General features: G+C 58.0%; 18 protein-coding genes. 10 read left to right on the plus strand and 8 right to left on the minus strand.

Annotated features, from left to right (window positions below):
- Positions 1 to 23 precede the first annotated feature (23 nt).
- Together T518_RS08300 and T518_RS08305 are read right to left on the minus strand one after the other, a co-directional pair.
- A complete protein-coding gene (locus T518_RS08300; protein ID WP_036378161.1) occupies positions 24 to 671 on the minus strand; it encodes a YczE/YyaS/YitT family protein in 648 nt (215 codons plus the stop codon).
- 27 nt (positions 672 to 698) lie between these two features.
- Positions 699 to 1,193 (minus strand): nitroreductase family protein, encoded by a 495-nt coding sequence (locus tag T518_RS08305; RefSeq protein ID WP_036378163.1) that lies wholly within the window; start codon positions 1,191 to 1,193, stop codon positions 699 to 701.
- A 46-nt stretch (positions 1,194 to 1,239) separates the two neighbouring features.
- Between T518_RS08305 and T518_RS08310 the strand changes: the two genes are divergently transcribed.
- Entirely contained in the window at positions 1,240 to 1,623 is a 384-nt protein-coding gene (locus T518_RS08310) for a winged helix-turn-helix transcriptional regulator (protein ID WP_428829228.1), read from the plus strand.
- Positions 1,620 to 1,844: a type 1 glutamine amidotransferase family protein gene (locus tag T518_RS08315; RefSeq protein ID WP_036378166.1), complete on the plus strand. Its 225-nt coding sequence runs from the start codon at positions 1,620 to 1,622 to the stop codon at positions 1,842 to 1,844. The genes T518_RS08310 and T518_RS08315 overlap by 4 nt, the downstream gene beginning before the upstream one ends.
- Before the next feature lie 637 nt (positions 1,845 to 2,481).
- On the opposite strand, the gene T518_RS08320 is transcribed toward T518_RS08315, so the two are convergent.
- Both T518_RS08320 and T518_RS08325 read right to left on the minus strand, forming a co-directional pair.
- The gene (locus tag T518_RS08320) at positions 2,482 to 3,729 is read right to left on the minus strand and encodes an NAD(P)-dependent malic enzyme (protein WP_036378170.1); all 1,248 of its coding nucleotides are present in this window, start codon (positions 3,727 to 3,729) and stop codon (positions 2,482 to 2,484) included.
- Positions 3,730 to 4,050: 321 nt separating this feature from the next.
- Entirely contained in the window at positions 4,051 to 5,334 is a 1,284-nt protein-coding gene (locus T518_RS08325) for an LCP family protein (RefSeq protein ID WP_036378174.1), read from the minus strand.
- Positions 5,335 to 5,529: 195 nt separating this feature from the next.
- Here T518_RS08325 and T518_RS08330 point away from each other — a divergent pair, with 195 nt between their 5' ends.
- Positions 5,530 to 5,991: a CYTH domain-containing protein gene (locus tag T518_RS08330; RefSeq protein WP_036378179.1), complete on the plus strand. Its 462-nt coding sequence runs from the start codon at positions 5,530 to 5,532 to the stop codon at positions 5,989 to 5,991.
- Positions 5,992 to 6,349: 358 nt separating this feature from the next.
- On the opposite strand, the gene T518_RS08335 is transcribed toward T518_RS08330, so the two are convergent.
- Genes T518_RS08335 through T518_RS08345 form a run of 3 tightly spaced genes read right to left on the minus strand, consistent with a single transcriptional unit; the run spans position 6,350 to position 9,971 of the window.
- Positions 6,350 to 8,275, minus strand: a complete 1,926-nt coding sequence (locus T518_RS08335) for a PTS fructose transporter subunit IIABC (protein WP_036378183.1) — start codon at positions 8,273 to 8,275, stop codon at positions 6,350 to 6,352.
- A 33-nt stretch (positions 8,276 to 8,308) separates the two neighbouring features.
- Complete coding sequence (gene pfkB / locus T518_RS08340; protein WP_036378187.1) at positions 8,309 to 9,217, minus strand: 1-phosphofructokinase; 909 nt, start codon at positions 9,215 to 9,217, stop codon at positions 8,309 to 8,311.
- Between the two features lie 7 nt (positions 9,218 to 9,224).
- A complete protein-coding gene (locus T518_RS08345; RefSeq protein WP_036378192.1) occupies positions 9,225 to 9,971 on the minus strand; it encodes a DeoR/GlpR family DNA-binding transcription regulator in 747 nt (248 codons plus the stop codon).
- 248 nt (positions 9,972 to 10,219) lie between these two features.
- Between T518_RS08345 and T518_RS08350 the strand changes: the two genes are divergently transcribed.
- Complete coding sequence (locus T518_RS08350) at positions 10,220 to 11,131, plus strand: YitT family protein (RefSeq protein ID WP_248617174.1); 912 nt, start codon at positions 10,220 to 10,222, stop codon at positions 11,129 to 11,131.
- Positions 11,132 to 11,278: 147 nt separating this feature from the next.
- On the opposite strand, the gene T518_RS08355 is transcribed toward T518_RS08350, so the two are convergent.
- Positions 11,279 to 11,482 carry a hypothetical protein gene (locus T518_RS08355; protein ID WP_155948113.1) on the minus strand — a complete coding sequence of 68 codons (204 nt, stop codon included), beginning with the start codon at positions 11,480 to 11,482 and terminating at the stop codon, positions 11,279 to 11,281.
- A gap of 498 nt (positions 11,483 to 11,980) precedes the next feature.
- Between T518_RS08355 and T518_RS08360 the strand changes: the two genes are divergently transcribed.
- The 6 genes from T518_RS08360 (at position 11,981) to T518_RS11440 (ending at position 18,259) form a co-directional block, all read left to right on the plus strand.
- The gene (locus tag T518_RS08360) at positions 11,981 to 12,628 is read left to right on the plus strand and encodes a hypothetical protein (protein WP_036378201.1); all 648 of its coding nucleotides are present in this window, start codon (positions 11,981 to 11,983) and stop codon (positions 12,626 to 12,628) included.
- Between the two features lie 108 nt (positions 12,629 to 12,736).
- The gene (locus T518_RS08365; RefSeq protein WP_036378205.1) at positions 12,737 to 14,032 is read left to right on the plus strand and encodes an O-acetylhomoserine aminocarboxypropyltransferase/cysteine synthase family protein; all 1,296 of its coding nucleotides are present in this window, start codon (positions 12,737 to 12,739) and stop codon (positions 14,030 to 14,032) included.
- Positions 14,033 to 14,176: 144 nt separating this feature from the next.
- Complete coding sequence (locus T518_RS08370; protein ID WP_036378207.1) at positions 14,177 to 14,443, plus strand: DUF997 family protein; 267 nt, start codon at positions 14,177 to 14,179, stop codon at positions 14,441 to 14,443.
- Positions 14,433 to 15,986, plus strand: coding sequence for a sodium/pantothenate symporter (panF, locus tag T518_RS08375; protein WP_036378208.1), 1,554 nt, complete (start codon positions 14,433 to 14,435; stop codon positions 15,984 to 15,986). Before T518_RS08370 ends, panF begins: the two co-directional genes overlap by 11 nt.
- A gap of 221 nt (positions 15,987 to 16,207) precedes the next feature.
- Entirely contained in the window at positions 16,208 to 16,642 is a 435-nt protein-coding gene (locus T518_RS08380) for a hypothetical protein (protein WP_162177222.1), read from the plus strand.
- A gap of 39 nt (positions 16,643 to 16,681) precedes the next feature.
- Positions 16,682 to 18,259, plus strand: coding sequence for a diguanylate cyclase domain-containing protein (locus T518_RS11440; RefSeq protein WP_051652261.1), 1,578 nt, complete (start codon positions 16,682 to 16,684; stop codon positions 18,257 to 18,259).
- Positions 18,260 to 18,286 lie beyond the last annotated feature (27 nt).

Genomic DNA, 18,286 nt, shown 5'->3' on the forward strand with positions numbered 1-18,286 from the left:
TGTTGTGCTATCTAATTTCTTGTTTAGTGCAGGGAAAGGTAGATGCGGCCGTGGGCGTCGACGCGGCTCAGGTGGCGCAGGAAGAAGCGGGCGAAGATACCGGTCAGCAGGGCGGACATCAGCGTGCCTTCGCGGATGCCTTCGATGGTGCCGAGGCTGGCCAGGGAGACGATGGCGGCAATGATGACGAGGCTGACGTCGTTGCCGACTTTGACCTTGCCAAAGTCGATGTGGAACTGATGCGCGAACGTGTAGACAGCGCCTTCGCCGGCGAGCATGAGCACGTCGGCGATGCCCTGCCCTGCGACACCGAGCGCGACGAGCGCCGTGCCGAGCAGGCAGAGCAGCAGCTTGAGCGCATAGGCATCCGGCACGATGGTGAAGAGATTCATGAAGAAGTCGATGCAGAAGCCGAAGAGGATGGTCACGGGGATCTGCAGCCAGAAGACAGCCGGGAAGTCGCGCCGCAGCATCAAGAGCTCAAAGACGACGAAGACCATGTTGACAGCAAACGTCGTCTGGCCGAAGGTGAACGGCGAGATCAGGCTCAGGACATACGGCAGGCTCGAGATCGGCGACGTGCCCAAGAGGCTCTTGACCACGAGAGCAATGCCAGCCGACTGAATCATGACCGCTAGGATCAGTAATAGATAGCGTTTTGGCGTAGACAAATAAATCCTTCTTTCGTGAAGATGTATTCACTCGACCCAGTGGATTTTCTTGGCGTCGTAGCGGTCGACCTGGGGCTTTTTGCCGACGGGGTAGCCGAAGGGCAGCAGGGCGAAGGCGTACTGGTTGTCGGGCAGGTTGAGGATCTTGCCGACTTTCTCGATGCGGTCCGGGACGGGGGAGACAGCCATCATGACGCCGCCGAGGCCGAGCTCTTCGAGTTCGAGCCAGAGGTTCTCGGTGGCAATCGCACAGTCGATGTCGGTGATCGTCGGGAAGATGACATCCGTGCGGGCGGCGATGACGAGCACGACAGGGGCTTTGGCAGCGGCGACGGCATAAGGGCTGGTCCTGGAGAGCTCTTCAATCGTCTCGCGCTTTGTCACGACGTAGAACTCCCAGGGCTGCTGATTGCCCGCTGACGGCGCGACAAAGCCCGCCTGCAGCACTTTCTCGATTTTCTCTTTCTCCACGGGCCTGTCCTCGAATTTGCGGACGCTCGTGCGGGTGAAGATGGCGTTCATGGAATCATCCTTTCTCTTTTGTCTTTGTCTATGTTCATTATAGCAGATGCATATCTATCCTCAATACTATCCTTTTAGATACTATCATACAATAAAGTGCATTCTTCACAAAAAGATTCTTTGCGGCTACAATGAATACATCAGCGGCAAATACAAATGCATCATCCTCTGGCATCTGATGCAGCGGACGCACCGCTATGGTGAACTGCACCGCCTGATTCCGCAGGCGACGCCGAAGATGCTGACACAGCAGCTCCGCGAACTCGAGGCAGACGGCGTCATCCACCGCGAGGTCTATCCCGTCGTGCCGCCGCGCACAGAGTACAGTCTGACCGAGTTCGGCCGGAGTCTGTCTCCTATCATCGAGGCAATGTGCGACTGGGGCAAGGAGAATATGAAGCAGAGAATACTGTCCGGGGCTGAGGAATGACGGTCCTCTCGGACGCCGAGGAATGGCCGGGGGAAGTCGCGAAAGGCACGGAGATGCCGTTCCATGTCGAACAAGCCCTGCAGATCGCGGGCGGCAAGATGCGCGTCGATGGCATGTACGGCAGCCATATCGTACATGACCGCGAACTTATCACGGGCCAGAATCCCGCGTCAGACCTCGAGTTGGCCAAAGAGCTCGACAAGAGTCTGCAAGCTGAGTGACGAATGTTCTGTATAATTCTTCCCGAAGAGCCGAACACCTTTTGATGTTCGGCTCTTGATGTATTCTATTCTTTCGGCTCATGTTTTGTTTGTGTGCCTGGTGGCCAACTGCTCTGAACCTGTGTAAGAGGCCTCGATGCTTGACTTATCAGCGGGGTGTACTATAATAAAGGCATAAAAAAAGCTAGACCTGTTGATGCTTTTATTTGCTTCACCTTGCAATATGTGCTATACTAAGAGTAATCGAAAAAGTATCTATCGTAAGATAGGTCAAAAGGCTTCCAGTTTGCACACCTGGGAGCCTTTTTCATACTAAGAAAGGTCAGCTGCTCCCGAATGAAGGGATTGGCTGACCAACAGGCTAAGAACGTGTTGCCGCTACCGTTCTAACCATTTCTGGACGCAGTACCAAATTGCACACGATACTACTCCAGCAAGAACGGACATCGAAAAAGTATCCACAGTAGATAGGCCCCCTTCCTGCTGCCAGTATAGGGGCGGCAACGTATCTAGTATAGCATAGTTCGTGTTCTCTGTAAGGATGTTTCTTTATACAAAATAAGGAAGAGGCTGTGACAAAATGGTTTTACATTTTGCCACAGCCTCTTTTTGCGTATATATCTGCGTGTAGTAAGGCTCAGGCCTCGCTGGCGTGCTCGGCGGCGAGGAGCTGGCGGGTGTGCTCGGCTACTTCATCCGGCGTGATGTCGGTGATGCGGGCGACGCCGGTCTTGATGGCGGCGTCTGCTACGGCTGCGGCGACGTGCGGTGCGACGCGCGGGTCGAACGGGCTCGTGATGACGTGCTGCTCATCGAGCTCGCTCTCGTCGATGAGGTCGGCGATGGCCTTGGCGGCAGCCATCTTCATCTCTTCGTTGATCTTTTTCGCGCGGACGTCGAGAGCGCCGCGGAAGATGCCTGGGAAGGCCAGCAGGTTGTTGACCTGATTCGGGTAGTCGCTGCGGCCCGTGCAGACGATGCGGGCACCGGCAGCGTAGGCCTCATCCGGCATGATTTCCGGCGTCGGGTTGGCCATGCCCATGACGATCGGGTCCTTCTTCATGGAGCGGACCATGTCCTGGGTGACTGCACCGGCTACGGAGACACCGATGAAGACGTCGGCGTCCTTGATGACGTCTTTGAGCTGGCCTGCCTCATGCTGCGGGTTCGTGATCTTGGCGATGGCGTCCTTGTACGGGTTCATGTCTTCCTTGCGGCCTTCGTAGATGGCGCCCATGCGGTCGCAGAGGATGATGTTGCGGCCGCCCATGCTGTAAATGAGGTGCGTGATGGCCTGGCCAGCGGCACCGGCGCCATTGAGGACGAATTTCGACTCCTCGAACTTGCGTCCCGTGAGCTTGAAGGCGTTGATGAGGGCCGAGACGACGACGATGGCCGTGCCGTGCTGGTCGTCGTGGAAGACCGGGATATCGAGTTTCTGCAGGCGCTTCTCGATGTCAAAGCACTGCGGTGCCTTGATGTCCTCGAGGTTGATGCCGCCGAATGTCGGCGCCATGAGCTCGACGGCGCGGACAATCTCATCGACGTCCTGCGTGTCGAGGCAGATGGGGACGGAGTCGACGCCCGCGAAGCCCTTGAAGAGGATGGACTTGCCTTCCATGACCGGCAGGCCGGCGCCAGCGCCGATGTTGCCGAGGCCGAGTACAGCGCTGCCGTTCGTCACGACGGCGACCGTGTTGCCCTTGTTGGTGTAGTCATAGATCTTGTTGTAGTCCTTCTGAATCTCCAAGCACGGCGCAGCGACGCCCGGCGAGTAGGCCAGCGTCAGGTCCTTCGCCTTCTGGAGGGGGACCTTGCTGTGCATCTCGATCTTGCCGTGGTGTTCTCTATGCAGGGCCAATGCCTGGTCGTTCAATTTGCTCATGGGGAAGACTTCCTTTCTCGCTTCTTGTATTTTCGCCTCTGTCCGGCTCTGGTGGGAATCAAGGCCGGATGGCGCCTTGATGGGATATGAGTTTGTTATGATGGTGATGAATGTTACACTTTTTTGAAACTTTATCCGTAAGTGTTACAAAGGTTGTAAAACGTGTTGCATACTATTATATTGTTGTTGAAATAAAAATACAAATATGATTTATTAATGGGAAAATAAATTGACATAATAAAACGAGCCCTTTCGACAGTTTATGGCGGTATCCTCCATGAATTGTCGGGAAAGGCTCGTATTCGTTTCAGTAAAGTGATGTCACTGCGTCTTGGCGGTGTTGCTGCTGCGCGTCGGGGCGGCTGGTGCCGTCTCTGCCGGAGCGGCTGTCGTGTGCGCGCTGCCCGCGTGGGAACTGCTCGTGGAGTGCTCGCTCGCACCCTCGGAGCTCGAGCGGCTTGTGCTGCGCGAAGTCGAGCTCTGAGAGCTGTTGCTCGAGGAAGAACTCTTGCTCGAACTCTTGGCACTGCTCGTGTTTGAACTGCTCTTCGCCTTTGTCGTGGATGGCGAAGAGGTCGCACCAGCCGGGATAGAGCTCTCGTACTCATGCTGGGCGCGGTCGAGCTGTGCTTTCTCGCTGGCGTTCAGCGTGATGCCAAGCGTCTCGGCGAGCGTCGTGCGCAACTTGTGCAGGTCCGGTATCCAATAGCTGACGCCGTCGATGTAGAGCGGCTTGCCCGGTACCATCTCCGTCTTGAGGCCATTCTTCTGGGCTTCCTTGAGCGTGCCGGCGAACTCGAGCAGCTGGCGGAAGGAGAGGTCGGTCTTGACGGAGGACATGACCTCGCTGATGACGTTTGGCAGTTTCGGGATGATGGCCGGGGATGTGATTTTGTCCATGCAGGCCTTCATGAATTTCTGCTGGCGCTTGATGCGGCCGATGTCGCCCTCCTCGTCGCGGTAGCGCACGTAGGTGACGGCCGTCTTGCCGTCCATGTGCTGCATGCCCGGCTGGAGGTCGATGATCAGGCCGCCGTCGTCATCCCAGGGGTCTTCGTAGTACATGCGCTTCTCGACATCGATGTCGATGCCGCCGATGGCGTCAATGATCTTCTGGAACGCCTGGATGTTGATGACGACGTAGTGATCCATGTTGACGCCGAGGAAGTCCTCGACGGTGCGCTGTGTGAGCTTCTCGCCCGCTTCTGGGCCGCCCTTGGCGCTGCCGTAGGCGTAGGCTGCATTGATCTTATCCCAGCCGTGGCCCTTGATCTTGACGCGTGTATCGCGCGGGATGGACATCAGAGCAGCATGGTCTTTCTTCGGGTCGAGCGTCGCGACCATCAAGGTATCGCTGCGGCCGACATCGTCGTCGCGCTCATCGACACCCATGATCATGATCGTCGTCTTGTCCTTGGCCGTCAGCAGGCCGTCCTCTACGACATCATCGGATGATTTGTCGAGCAGGCTGTTCGAGGCGAAGAGTGCGCCCATGGCGGCGGCCGCGATAAAGGCGATAATCAGGAGTCCCCAGAGGAGCCCTCGGTGCCGGCGGCGTGAACGGCGCGGCTGGCGAGGCGGGATTGGATTCGTTTGCAAGATGATACCTTCTTTTTCACAAAATCAAATATAAATCCCTGCTATTCCAGCAGGGGATATTCATAGTTACATTATAAGGAAAGCGCGCACGATGTGCAATTACTTTATCGATATCCACCGTATATCGTAGCGGCTATGCCTGAAAAAAGGATGGATAGATGGTAGAATGGGGGAAGACGCATAGAGAAAGGATGAAACATCATGGCAGCAGAGATTGAACGAAAATTCCTCGTCAAGGAGGGCTGGCGGCCGCAGGCAAACGGCGTGTGCATCGCGCAGGGGTACCTGTCCACCGTGCCGGAGCGCACGGTGCGCGTGCGCATCAAGGGCGAGAAGGGCTATCTGACGGTCAAGGGGCGCAATGCGGGCATACGGCGCGCGGAGTACGAGTACGAGATACCCTTAGCCGACGCGGAGGCGATGCTCGCGCTCTGCGAGCAGCCGCTCATCGAGAAGCGGCGCTATCTTGTACCATATGAGGGCTATACTTGGGAGGTCGACGTCTTTGCCGGCGCGAATGAAGGGCTCGTCGTAGCGGAGATCGAGCTGCCTGCAGAGGATGCCGCATTCATTAAGCCCGACTGGGTCGGGGCGGAAGTCTCGGGCGATGCGCGCTACTACAACGCGAGCCTGATTCGCCATCCGTATCGGGACTGGAAGTGAACGGCAGGCTGTGCATAAAGTCTGCTCAGCCACTTTGAGATATCCACAGGCCGGCGTGCGAAAATGGGTCATAGAAACCCCAAGATATAGGAATAATGGCAGCATTCATGCGTATATATTGGGTTATCCACGAATTTATCCACAATATCCACAGATTTTGTGAATAAGTGACGGGGATTTTAGCCACAGTATGCACAGGCACCTGTATATATTATTGTAAGAAAATGAGAGACTTCTCTCCTGTTACCATGTTATCCACACCTGTGGATTTCTTTGTGGATAACATGAAGTGTCATAAAAAAGAGCGCTGAACCGCGATATACGCGGTTCAGCGCTCTTAGTATTTTGTGCAATGAGATTACTTGTCTTCGCCGTCCTTGAGCGGTTTCTTGAGGATGGAGAGGATCAGGCAGCCGACGACGGCGCCGACGAGGATAGAGACAAGGTACATCAGCGGGTTGCCGATGGTCGGGACGACGAAGATGCCGCCGTGCGGTGCGCGCAGCGTGCAGTCGAAGGCCATCGTCAGGGCACCCGTGACGGCGGAGCCGACGACGCAGGCCGGGATGACGCGCAGCGGGTCAGCTGCGGCGAACGGGATGGCACCCTCGGTGATGAAGGAGAGGCCCATGACGTAGTTCGTGACGCCGGCCTTGCGCTCGCTCTCGGTGAAGCGGTTCTTGAAGAACGTCGTGCAGAGGGCGATTGCGAGCGGCGGAACCATGCCGCCTGCCATGACGGCAGCCATGACGTGGAACTCACCGGAGGCCAGGAGACCCGTGCCCGTGACGTAAGCAGCCTTGTTGATCGGGCCGCCCATGTCGACGGCCATCATGCCGGCGACGATCATGCCCATGAAGATGCGGGCCGAGGGATCCATGTTCTTCAGCGTGTCGACCATCCAGCCGTTGATGGCAGAGACTGGCGGCGCGATGATGAAGAGGCTGATGAAGCCCATGATCAGGATGCCGAAGAACGGATAGATGAGCATCGGCTTGATGCCTTCGAGGGATTCCGGCAGGCACTTCGATGCCTTCTTGAGGAAGTTGACGATGTAGCCGCCGAGGAAGCCGGCGATCAGTGCGCCGAGGAAGCCGGAGCCCGTCGTACCGGCGAGTGCGCCGCCGACGAAGCCGACCGCAAGGCCCGGACGGTCTGCAATCGACATGGAGATGAAACCGGCGAGGACCGGCAGCATGAAGCCGAAGGAGGCTCCGCCGATATCCTTGAAGAATTTTGCGAGCGGCGTGTTGGAGCCGAAGTTCTTCGGGTCGATGGAGTAATCATCGAACAGGAAGGCGAGGGCGATGAGGATACCGCCGCCGACGACGAACGGCAGCATGTGGGAGACGCCGTTCATCAGGTGCTTGTAGATCTGGCGGCCGAGGCTCTCGCCCTGGACGTCAGCAGCGCTCTCTTCCGTGTCGCTGCCCGATGCATGGTAGACCGGCGCATCGCCCTTGAGGGCGCGGTCGATGAGTTCATCGGCCTTGTTGATGCCGTCGGCGACCTTCGTGATGACGACTTTCTTGCCGTTGAAGCGGGCCATGGCGACGTTCTTGTCGGCGGCGACGATGATGCCGTCCGCTGCGGCGATCTCTTCGTCCGTCAGGATGTTCTTGGCACCGCCGGAGCCGTTCGTCTCGACCTTGATGGAGATGCCGCGTTTCTTGGCGTGCTGTTCGAGGCTCTCGGCTGCCATGAAGGTGTGGGCGATGCCCGTCGGGCAGGCCGTGACGGCGAGGACCTGGATGTGGTCGCTGGCCGGTTTTTCCTCGGCGGCTGCACTGTCGCCTTCTGCGGCCTCAGCCTTCGGCGCTTCGAACTTGCCATCTTCCTTGAGGTCGATGAGGTGCAGGAACTCCTCTTTCGTCTTGGCGGCGATCAGGGCTTCCTTGAAGTCAGGGTCCATGATCATCATGGCGAGCTGCTGCAGGATCTGGATGTGTGCATCGTTGGCGGAATCCGGAGCGGCGATCATGAAGAACAGGCGGGCCGGGTTGCCGTCCATGGACTCAAAGTCCATGCCTTCAGGCACCGTCATAGCGGCGAGGCCTGCTTCCTTGACGCCAGTGCTCTTGGCGTGCGGCGTTGCGATGCCGTCGCCGAGGCCCGTCGTGCCGGAAGCTTCGCGGGCGAAGACATCCTTGAGGTACTGTTCCTTGTCGGAAAGATTGCCAGAGGCTGCCATGAGGTCAGCGAGCTGACGGATTGCCGACTGTTTGTCAGCAGGCTTTTGGCCAAGCGCGATGCTCTCGCTCTTGAGCAAGTCAGTAATACGCATAGTTTCCTCTCCTTACACTGTATGTAGAATGAATCAGATGATTGTCTTTAAGAGTGCTTCGACTTCCGGACGCGTGGCGAGGTTCTCGCTGAATGCGGAAGCGGAGCCCGTGGCAACACCCATGTGGAAGGCCGTCTCGAAGTCGCCCTGCGACTCGATGTAACCCGTGATGAAGCCTGCGACCATCGAGTCACCGGCGCCGACGGAGTTGATGAGCTTGCCCTTCGGAGCAGGGCTCTTGTAGTGCTTGCCGTCTGCCGTCAGCAGGATGGCGCCGTCGCCGGCCATCGAGATCAGGACGTTCTGTGCGCCCTTCTCCTGGAGCTTCTTGGCGTAGGTGATGATCTCCTCGTCCGTCGTGAGCTTAACGCCGAACATGTCGCCGAGTTCATGGTTGTTCGGCTTGATGAGGAACGGATGGTACTTGAGGACGTTGAGCAGGAGCTTCTTCTCGGCATCGACGATGATGCGGATGCCGCGGCCCTCGAGGCGGGCCATGATCTTCTCGTAGATGTCGTCCGGCAGCGTCTTCGGGATGGAGCCGGCGAGCACGAGCGTGTCGCCCTTGCTGAGCTTGTCGAGCTTCTCGAAGAGCTCTTCGCGCTTGGCCTCGCTGATGTCCGGGCCCTGGCCGTTGATCTCCGTCTCTTTATCGGCCTTGACCTTGACGTTGATGCGGGTGAAGCCCTCCGGCAGCTGGACGAAGTCGTGCTTGACGCCGAAGCCGTCGAGCTGGCGCTTGATCTCTTCGCCCGTGAAGCCGGCCGTGAAGCCGAGAGCCGTGCTCTCATGGCCGAGGTTGCCGAGGACGATGGAGACGTTGATGCCCTTGCCGCCGCCGAGGACCTGCTCGTAGTTCACGCGGTTGATTTCGCCGGCCGTGAAGGAATCGAGGCGGACGATGTAGTCGAGCGAGGGGTTGAAAGTTACGGTGTAGATCATTCTTCTCTTACTCTCCTTCCAGGATTGTCGTGCAATCCCGATACTTCTTGTCTCTTAGATGTCCGGTGATGATGGTCGCACTCGAGATGTTGGCGAAGGTGATCGGCGAGATCTTGTTGAATTTCGACTGATCGGCCAGCACGTAGGCGTGCTCACAGCGCGAGAGGGCTTCGCTCTTGACGAGGCCTTCGCTCGAGTCCGGCGTGGAGAAGCCGGACTTGATGCTGATGCCATTGGCACCGAAGAATCCTTTGGTGAAATTGTAGAGCTCCAGGTTATGCAGGGCTTCCGTGCCGATGACGGCCTCGGTGACAGCCTTGAGGCGGCCACCGAGCCGGAAGACCTTGAAGCCCTTGAGGGACAGTCGCGAGGCATGGGGCAGCCCGTTTGTCACGTAGACGGCCTGGCGTTCCTGCAGGAAGTCCACCATGTGCAGGGTTGTGGAGCCGGCGTCGATGTAGACGAAGTCCTTGCGGGTCACAAGGCTGGCCGCCCGTCGCGCGATGGCGATCTTCTCTTCGGTGCAGCGGCTGCTCTTGGTCGGCATGTCTTCTTCCATCGCGGTGTAGTTGCTGTCGATGGAGGTCGCGCCGCCGTAGACCTTGTAGAGCATGCCGCGCTTGTGGAGCGCGGTCAGGTCGCGCCGGATGGTGGATTCCGATGTGCAGAGCGCCCGGGTGAGCTCGGGGACTGTCACAGCCTGTTTCTCTTTGAGGATGCGCAGGATGGTCGCATATCGTTCTTCCGTAAGCATGGCTTTCACCCTTTCTGTATTTTCATAATATCATCAAAGTCAATCAAAGTCAATCATAACCAGCAAACAATATGAAAGAATACGAAGAAAGGCGTGCGAAGGCTAGGCGGCTTTCACGAATGAGCAATACGAAAAGATTTTTGTAACAGATGGAAGCTTTTTCACGATAATTTCATGGATGAGCGTATACTTTTTCGCTATAATAAAGTTATATAGGAAGAAAACCAATTGGAAAGTAGGAGAATTGTATGAGTGATATCCACAGCCTGCCCGGCGTGACGGAGGCGAAGGCAAAATCTGTCATCCGCCAGCACCGCAAGGCTTCGTTCTATGTCAAGAAGTACCTGATGATCTTTGTCGGTGCGCTGATCGCGGCAATCGGCCTCGAGCTTTTCCTGATCCCGAACAATGTCATCGACGGCGGCGTCGTCGGTATCTCGATCATGATGTCATCGATCACGGGATTGTCGCTCGGCGTGTTCCTCGTGCTCTTGAACATCCCGTTCCTCTATCTCGGGTACAAGCAGATCGGCAAGAACTTCGCGATTGCGACGACGATTGCCATCTGCATCCTGTCGGTCTGGTCGGCGGTATTTGCGCCGCTGCCGAAGGTCACGGATGACCCGTTCCTCGCAGCGATCTTCGGCGGCATCATCGACGGTCTCGGCGTCGGCCTGATCATCCGCGCGGGCGGCTCGCTCGACGGCACGGAGATCGTCGCCATCATCATGGACCGCAAGTCGGTCTTCTCGGTCGGCGAGGTCGTCATGTTCATCAACCTCTTCATCCTGTCGAGTGCGGGCCTTCTCTACGGCTGGGACAAGGCGATGTACTCGCTCGTCGCCTACTTCGTCATCTCGAAGATGATCGACGTCGTCATCAAGGGCCTCGACGAGTCGTACGCCGTCATGATCGTCACGAATGAGCACGATGAGATCACGTCGGCCCTCAACGACCGCCTGGGCCGCGGCGTCACGCTGCTGCACGGTCAGGGCGGCTACACCGGCGAGCCGAAGGAAGTTCTCTACTGCGTCGTCACGCGCCTTGAGGTCGACAAGCTCAAGGAAATCGTGCTCGAAAAAGACGAGAATGCCTTCGTCACCATAAACGCCGTCCACGACATCGTCGGCGGGCGCTTCAAGAAGAAGGCAATCCACTGAGATTGATGGGATCAGGGGTTCTGGCAAAGGGAGACGGCTTGTGGCCGAGGCACTGCCGACGCTGCGCTCGGCGATGGCCTAAAAATTTTTTTAGGCATTTAATCAAGCCTTGCCGGGAATCTAAACGCGCTTCGCTTGGACGACGATTCACGGCAAGGACAGCTTGTAGCCTGAAAAAATTTTCTTAACGGCCATCGCCAAAGCTCCGCTTACGTCAGCGCCTCGGCCACAGCCTTTGGCTTCGTTTCTCTTGGACATTTTCTTGACGGCCATTGCCAAAGCTTCGCTTACGTCAGCGCACCGGCCACGGCCTTTGGCTTCGGTGCTCTCGGACATTTTCTTGACGGCCATCGCAAATGCTCCATTTACGGCAGTGGCCTCGCTCGGGTCTTGGGCCCCGTTGCTCTCGAACATTCCTTTTGAGCGCATCTATTGAATCACCTACCATGGCCGAGGGAATATTTCTGTCTAGTAAGGCAAGGTGAAACTTCATCCTGTCTTGGGTGGGGCAAGTAACAATCCAAGGGCCGCCCCCGAGGCAGGCACTTGTGGCGTGGCATGTCGGGAGGGGCGGGGACAGGAGCGGAGTGTTCGCAGCTGGCGTCAAGAAAGATTTTTCAGCCCACACCACTTCCCTTGAAAAGAACAATCGTTCAAGCGCAGCGCGTTTTCGTTCCTTTTCAAGGCTATATTAAAGGCTGAAAAATCTTTTAGCCAGCTGCGCTACGGAGCGTTGGCCCTGCCCCTGCCGGCCGCACTAGCCCCGCCTCCACCCCTCGATGTCAACCCTACCCATCCCATCCATCCCCAAACGTAACTCCATCGCCAAAAACTAAAGGAGGTATTCCCATGCGAAACATCATCACTCGCTCGTGCATCGCCATGCTGCTCTTGCTCATCCTCGCGGTCCCGGCTCTGGCGGCGGAAAGACAGCCGCAGCGCATTGCGCAGTTCCCGCTTGTCATCGAGAGCTGGCAGCAGCCGGACGCTTCGGTGCAGGACCAGCTGGAGAGGAAGATTGACCGCGCTTTGCACGTACCGCTCAATGCGACGCTCAAGGCCGTCACCTACATCCCCGAGAAGGACTGCCTCACCGCCTGGGACGAGGTGGAGGGGGATATGACGGGCAAGGTCCGCATCAAGGACATGGCAAAGCCTATTGCCGAGAAGCTCCAGGCTGACCTCGTCGTCATCCCTGTTGTCGCGGCGTATGAGCAGTATACGACGATGAGCTGGTACTGGGACCGCGGCATGATCCTGCACAGCCGTGCAGAGGTCCAGCTCATCGTCTACGATCGCGCGCAGGACAAGCTCGTCCACAAGAAGGCCTCTGACTTCTTCGATGACGAGTACTCATCTTCGGGTACGGCTTCGTACCTCGCGCTGAATTGCATGGACCGCGTCATCCGCGACGCTGACCTGCACGGTTTCCTCTGGCCGCTGGACAGGGGTTCAGCCGCTGCGGACAGCGCGAAAAAAACGGCGGCCAAGTCCTGATTTTTTCGCGATCTTAGCTTGACAAGTTACATGGTTACAACTATAATGTAAACATATTAATCAAGTATGTTTACGAGCAACAAGCTTTTTTGAAAGGGGCCGGTTTTCATGAGTGAAGAGAGAAAGTATCATTTTGAGACGCTGCAGCTGCACGTTGGCCAGGAGCAGGCTGATCCTGCTACGGATGCGCGCGCTGTGCCGATTTACCAGACGACGTCGTTCGTCTTCCACAATGCACAGCATGCAGCGGATCGCTTCGCACTCAAGGATGCCGGCAACGTCTACGGCCGCCTGACGAACCCGACGGAGGATGTATTCTCCAAGCGCATCGCGGCACTCGAGGGCGGCGTCGCAGCTGTCTCCGTCGCTTCTGGCGCTGCGGCTGTCACGTATGCACTCGAGGCACTCGTACACCACGGCCAGCACATCGTCGCGGCTACGACGATCTACGGCGGCACCTACAACCTCTTTGAGCACACCTTCCCGAACTACGGCATCGAGACGACGTTCGTCGACCCGACGAAAGGCGTCGAGGTCTTCGAGGAGGCTATCAAGGAGAACACGCGCGTTGTCTACATCGAGTCCATCGGCAATCCGAATGCCAACCTCATCGACATCCAGGCTGTCGCTGACATCGCGCACAAGCACAACATCCCGCTCGTCGTCGACAGCACGTTCGCGACGCCGTATCAGCTGCGCCCGTTCGAGTATGGCGCGGACATCGTCGTCCACTCGGCTACGAAGTTCATCGGCGGCCACGGCACGACGCTCGGCGGCGTCATCGTCGACGGCGGCAAGTTCGACTGGATTGCCTCGGGCAAGTTCCCGCAGTTCGTCGAGCCGAACCCGAGCTACCATGGCATCAGCTTTGCCAAAGATGTCGGCGCGGCAGCTTTTGCGACGTACATCCGCACGCTGATCCTGCGCGATGAGGGCGCTACGCTCTCACCGTTCAATGCCTTCCTGCTGCTGCAGGGTACGGAGACGCTGTCGCTGCGCGTTGAGCGTCACGTTGAGAACGCGCTCAAGGTCGTCGACTACCTTGCCAAGAACCCGCATGTCGCGAAAGTCAATCATCCGGCTCTCCCGGATCATCCGGATCATGAGCTCTACAAGAAGTACTTCCCGAATGGCGGCATCTCGATTTTCACGTTCGAGATCAAGGGCGGCGCTGAGGCGGCCAAGAAGTTCATCGACCACCTGCAGGTATTCAGCCTGCTGGCCAATGTCGCGGACGTCAAGTCGCTCGTCATCCATCCGGCTTCGACGACGCACTCCCAGATGAACGAGCAGGAGCTCGCTGCGTCCGGCATCACGCCGTCGACGATTCGCCTGTCCATCGGCACGGAGCACATCGATGATATCATTTACGATCTCGACCAGGCCTTCAAGGTTCTGGACTGACCGTTTGATATACTTTTCTCTACCCAATGGGGCTGCGGAGCTTCTCCGCAGCTCCTCTTTTTTTGACAAAATCTCTCCTTCGTGCCATCATAGGGGATGACGGTACGCATCAATGGGGATGCGACTGTACAAAGGAGGAAAACAATGAATAACTACGAGAAGTACCGGCAGGTACGAAAAGAGGCGGCGGGGACGGCCCTGCTGCTGCTGATTCTCATCGGGGCGTGGGTCGCCGCCGGCTTTGGTCTAGCGGGGATTCCGGTGGAGTTCTTCCACCTGCCTCTCTGGGTCTGGACCGCGACCATCGGCATCTGGCTCTTTGCCATCATCGGCGTCAAGATCTTAACGGCGACCGTATTTGTGGACATGAGCCTTGACGATTCGGAAGAGGAGGTCCGCCATGACAAGTGAGGGAAATCTTTCCGCCCTGCTGCCGCTGCTCGTTTTTATGGGCTTCATGGTGGCAATCGGCTTCTGGGTGCGCCGGCAGAATGCCGGCAAGAACTTCGTGCAGACGTATTTCATCGGCAATCACGACCTCGGCGGCTTTGTGCTCGCGATGACGACGGTGGCGACGTACAGTTCCGTCAGCTCGTTCGTCGGCGGGCCGGGCATGGCCTGGCAGATCGGTTTCGGCTGGGTCTACATGGCGGTCGTGCAGGTCACGGCCATCTTCCTTGTGCTCGGCATCTTCGGCAAGCGCGTGGCCATGCTCTCGCGCCGCTTCGACGCGGTCACGGTCGTCGACATCATCCGCGAGCGCTTCCAGTCGGACGGACTGGCGACGCTCGCGGCCTTCATCATCGTGCTGTTCTTCTGCGGCACGATGACGGCGCAGTTCGTCGGCGGCGCGAAGCTCTTCGCGACGGTCACGGGATACAGCTATGAGATGGGCCTCTTGCTCTTCGGACTCGTCGTCGTGCTCTACACGAGCATCGGCGGCTTCCGTGCCGTGGCCATCACGGATACGTGCTGTGCCATCATGATGATGATCGGCATTGCGCTCCTGCTCTACTACGTCCTCGAGGCGGGCGGCGGCTACGCGGCCATCATGGCGAATATCCATGCCAACCACCCGGAGATGCTCGAGCCGCTCTCGGGCGGCCACATGCCAGTGGGGCTCTACTTGACGCAGTGGATCCTCGTCGGCATCTGCACGATCGCCCTGCCGCAGTCGGTCGTGCGCGGCATCAGCTACAAGGACACGAAGAGTCTGCACAAGGCCATGCTCATCGGCACGGTCGTTGTCGGCTTCATGAACATCGGCATCAACTTCACGGGCATCCTCGCGCACGGCGTGCTGACAGGACCGCTTGCGAGCTACGGCGGCGTCGACTACATCATCCCGAAGACGATTGTCACGGCGCTGCCGCCGGCACTCGTCGGCCTCGCCATCATCGGGCCCCTTGCGGCATCAATCTCGACGATCTCAGGCCTTTTGATCGTCGCGTCGTCGGCTATCGTCAAGGATGTCTACCTGCACCATGCCGAGAAGCATGGCCGCACGGTCACCGGCCGCCAGCTGCGCCGCCTCTCGACCGTGGCGACGGCCGTCATCGGCGTCATCGTCTTCTGCATTGCCATGACGCCGCCGAGCCTCATCTGGCTCATCAACATGTTCGCCTTCGGCGGCCTTGAGACGGCGTTCTTCTGGACGCTTCTCCTGGGCCTCTTCTGGCGGCGGGCCAACAAGCTCGGCGCCATTCTCTCCATGGGCGGCGGCACGATTGCCTACTGCCTGACGCAGGGCCTCGGCTTCAAGTTCATGGGGCTTCACCAGATCACCATCGGCATCACCGTCTCGCTCGCCTTCTTCCTGCTCGGCGCCTACCTCGGCAAGCCGCAGGAGGAGAGAGTGCTCAGGGTCTTTTTCCCCGAGAGCCATAAGCCCAATCCGGAGGATTTGGTCACGGCAAAAGAACCTTGTCCTCTCGGGGGGGACAAAAATACTTGAAGGAGTGACAGGATTTCGCGGGGATGGTGGAGAATACTATATAGAATCCGTTATGGAAAAATGTTTGGAAAGAATAATCTGTATCCATGAGATGCAGGCCGCAGTTATGTGAGGGCGTTCTGGCTGACTCCGTACTGACAGGCAGGAAGGATCTTTGGATGAAGCTGTTTTACTCACTGAAACGAAAAGTTTTGGCGGTGTGCTTGGCTGGCATGATCCTGATGGCTCTCTGTGTGGGAGGCATCAGCCTCTGGACCATCTCCCACCTGACTTACGACTATGAAATTCAGAATATGAACCACCTCGTCGACACGACGGCGACAATCATCGACGATGAGCTCCTGCGTTCCGAGAATATCGTCAATTATACGGCCAATGCCATCTCACGGAAGGTCGACGATCCTGCGCAGCTGCGCGACCTCTCCTTCCGGCAGCATCTGGCACGGTCGGTCGACCACGACTTCCAGGATGCCAGTACGAATCTCCACATCATCTGCTCGTACTATCTCTACTATCCATCCGAGAATATCTCGGCGCTCTGGAAGGCTTCCAATGGCCGCGACTCGACATTCTACGATGTCCTGGCCAAGCAGCAAGAGGAAATTGGTCACACGGCTCCGCGCCATGTGCTCGCCTTTGCCTATCTGATGGATTAGGGCGGGGCCGCTTGGACGCAGCCGTACTATTCTCCTTACTTGAATCGCTACATCATCTCGTACCTCCGCCCCATCTACAAGGACGGCGTCATGGTCGCGATTGTCGGCATCGACATAGACTTCCAGGCCTTCATCGACAGGCTCTACGCCAACCCGCCGAAGGGCGAGCACGGCATGATCATGCTGTGCGATGCCACGGGCTCGATGGAGTATTCGCCGGAGGCACCTCTTGGCACTCCTGTGGCGGAGAAGGGCATCCGGCTCGTCGATCCGCCCGAAACGGTTGCCGAAGCGGGACGGACGGATGATGAGATGCTGCGGTACAGCTGGGATGGCCAGGAGAGCATTGCGGGCATCAGGGCCCTGCGCAATCGCATGAACATCATCGACCTGCGCCAGAAGCCGCAGATCTACAGTCGCACGCACCGGGCCATGATGCAGATGGGCATGGGCCTCATCGCTGTCTGCATCATGGCTTCGCTGCTGCCGATTTACATGATCAACCGCCTGTCAGAGCGCTTGCAGCGCGTCATCGAAGCGGCGAAGGAAGTCGGCGAGGGCAACTACGATATCAAGCTGTACGACACGCAGCTCGATGACATCGGTGAACTCAGCCGCAATTTCCAGGCGATGGTCGGGAAGGTGGCGGCCTCGCAGGGCAATCTCACTTACATGTCGCAGCACGATGTGCTGACGGGCCTGCTCAACCGCATGGGCCTCGACAAGGAGATTGCAGACTGGCTTAGGGAGCATCCTGCCTCGCATGGCGCGCTCGTCAGCCTCGATCTCGACGGCTTCAAGTTCATCAATGACCTGCACGGACACATGGCTGGCGACGAGGCTCTGCGCACTTTGGCGCGGGATCTTGTCGAGAACTTCGGCCACGAGCAGATCATCGGCCGCAATGGCGGCGATGAGTTCGTCGTCTTCATGAAGGACGCGGAGCCAGAGGTGGCACAGGCCGCCGTCAAGGCGTTCTCCAACAAGAAGAAGTCCTTCACGTATGACGGTGAGACGCATTCGTTTTCTGTCTCTATCGGCTACACGTTCTACCGCGGCGATGGCATGCCGCTCTCGCGCCTCTTCCACGAGTCGGACACGGCGCTCTACGCCGTCAAGCTGCGCGGCCGCAACCATTATCGCGCCTATGAGCCCTCGATGGAGAGCCTGAACCGCACGTCGCTCGGCTTCAACCTCGAGACAATCACCAAGAACCTGCCGACGGCCCTGCTCGTCTCGGAGGCGAAGCCGGACGGCAAGATCCTCTTCGTCAACAAGACGATGGTCGAGATGCTCGAATGCCGCAATATCCGCGAGTTCATGGAGTTCACGCAGGAGTACGCGCCGAATGTCGTCTGCCCCTGTGACCGGGAGCGCATGACGAAAATGGTCTGGGAGCAGACCGTCCGCGAGCCGGACCGCCCGCACTGCATGACGTATTGCGTCCACACGGTGAAGGGGCGCGACAAGCAGGTCTTCGCCATCTGGCGCCAGGCCGACAATGTCAACTACGGCAAGGTCTTCTACGCGACGCTGATCGATGGGCATTTCATGTATGAGGAACTGGCAAGCTCCGATGGCTCCGCCGAGGGGTGTACGCCTAACCGTGATAGCTGAACTTGCATATAAAAAGCCTCTGGCTCC

Origin of the sequence: Mitsuokella jalaludinii DSM 13811 (assembly GCF_000702905.1) — a bacterium.
Taxonomy (GTDB): domain Bacteria; phylum Bacillota; class Negativicutes; order Selenomonadales; family Selenomonadaceae; genus Mitsuokella; species Mitsuokella jalaludinii.

What these genes read in the sequence shown, in the direction of transcription:
- T518_RS08370 (WP_036378207.1), top strand. Translation starts at nt 14,177, where the DNA reads ATGAATAACTACGAGAAGTACCGGCAGGTACGAAAAGAGGCGGCGGGG.
- T518_RS08305 (WP_036378163.1), bottom strand. Translation starts at nt 1,193, where the DNA reads ATGAACGCCATCTTCACCCGCACGAGCGTCCGCAAATTCGAGGACAGG.
- T518_RS08365 (WP_036378205.1), top strand. Translation starts at nt 12,737, where the DNA reads ATGAGTGAAGAGAGAAAGTATCATTTTGAGACGCTGCAGCTGCACGTT.
- pfkB (WP_036378187.1), bottom strand. Translation starts at nt 9,217, where the DNA reads ATGATCTACACCGTAACTTTCAACCCCTCGCTCGACTACATCGTCCGC.
- T518_RS08335 (WP_036378183.1), bottom strand. Translation starts at nt 8,275, where the DNA reads ATGCGTATTACTGACTTGCTCAAGAGCGAGAGCATCGCGCTTGGCCAA.
- T518_RS08330 (WP_036378179.1), top strand. Translation starts at nt 5,530, where the DNA reads ATGGCAGCAGAGATTGAACGAAAATTCCTCGTCAAGGAGGGCTGGCGG.
- T518_RS08355 (WP_155948113.1), bottom strand. Translation starts at nt 11,482, where the DNA reads ATGGCCGTCAAGAAAATGTCCGAGAGCACCGAAGCCAAAGGCCGTGGC.
- panF (WP_036378208.1), top strand. Translation starts at nt 14,433, where the DNA reads ATGACAAGTGAGGGAAATCTTTCCGCCCTGCTGCCGCTGCTCGTTTTT.
- T518_RS08315 (WP_036378166.1), top strand. Translation starts at nt 1,620, where the DNA reads ATGACGGTCCTCTCGGACGCCGAGGAATGGCCGGGGGAAGTCGCGAAA.
- T518_RS08310 (WP_428829228.1), top strand. Translation starts at nt 1,240, where the DNA reads ATGCATATCTATCCTCAATACTATCCTTTTAGATACTATCATACAATA.
- T518_RS08345 (WP_036378192.1), bottom strand. Translation starts at nt 9,971, where the DNA reads ATGCTTACGGAAGAACGATATGCGACCATCCTGCGCATCCTCAAAGAG.
- T518_RS08320 (WP_036378170.1), bottom strand. Translation starts at nt 3,729, where the DNA reads ATGAGCAAATTGAACGACCAGGCATTGGCCCTGCATAGAGAACACCAC.
- T518_RS08350 (WP_248617174.1), top strand. Translation starts at nt 10,220, where the DNA reads ATGAGTGATATCCACAGCCTGCCCGGCGTGACGGAGGCGAAGGCAAAA.
- T518_RS08360 (WP_036378201.1), top strand. Translation starts at nt 11,981, where the DNA reads ATGCGAAACATCATCACTCGCTCGTGCATCGCCATGCTGCTCTTGCTC.
- T518_RS08380 (WP_162177222.1), top strand. Translation starts at nt 16,208, where the DNA reads ATGGCTCTCTGTGTGGGAGGCATCAGCCTCTGGACCATCTCCCACCTG.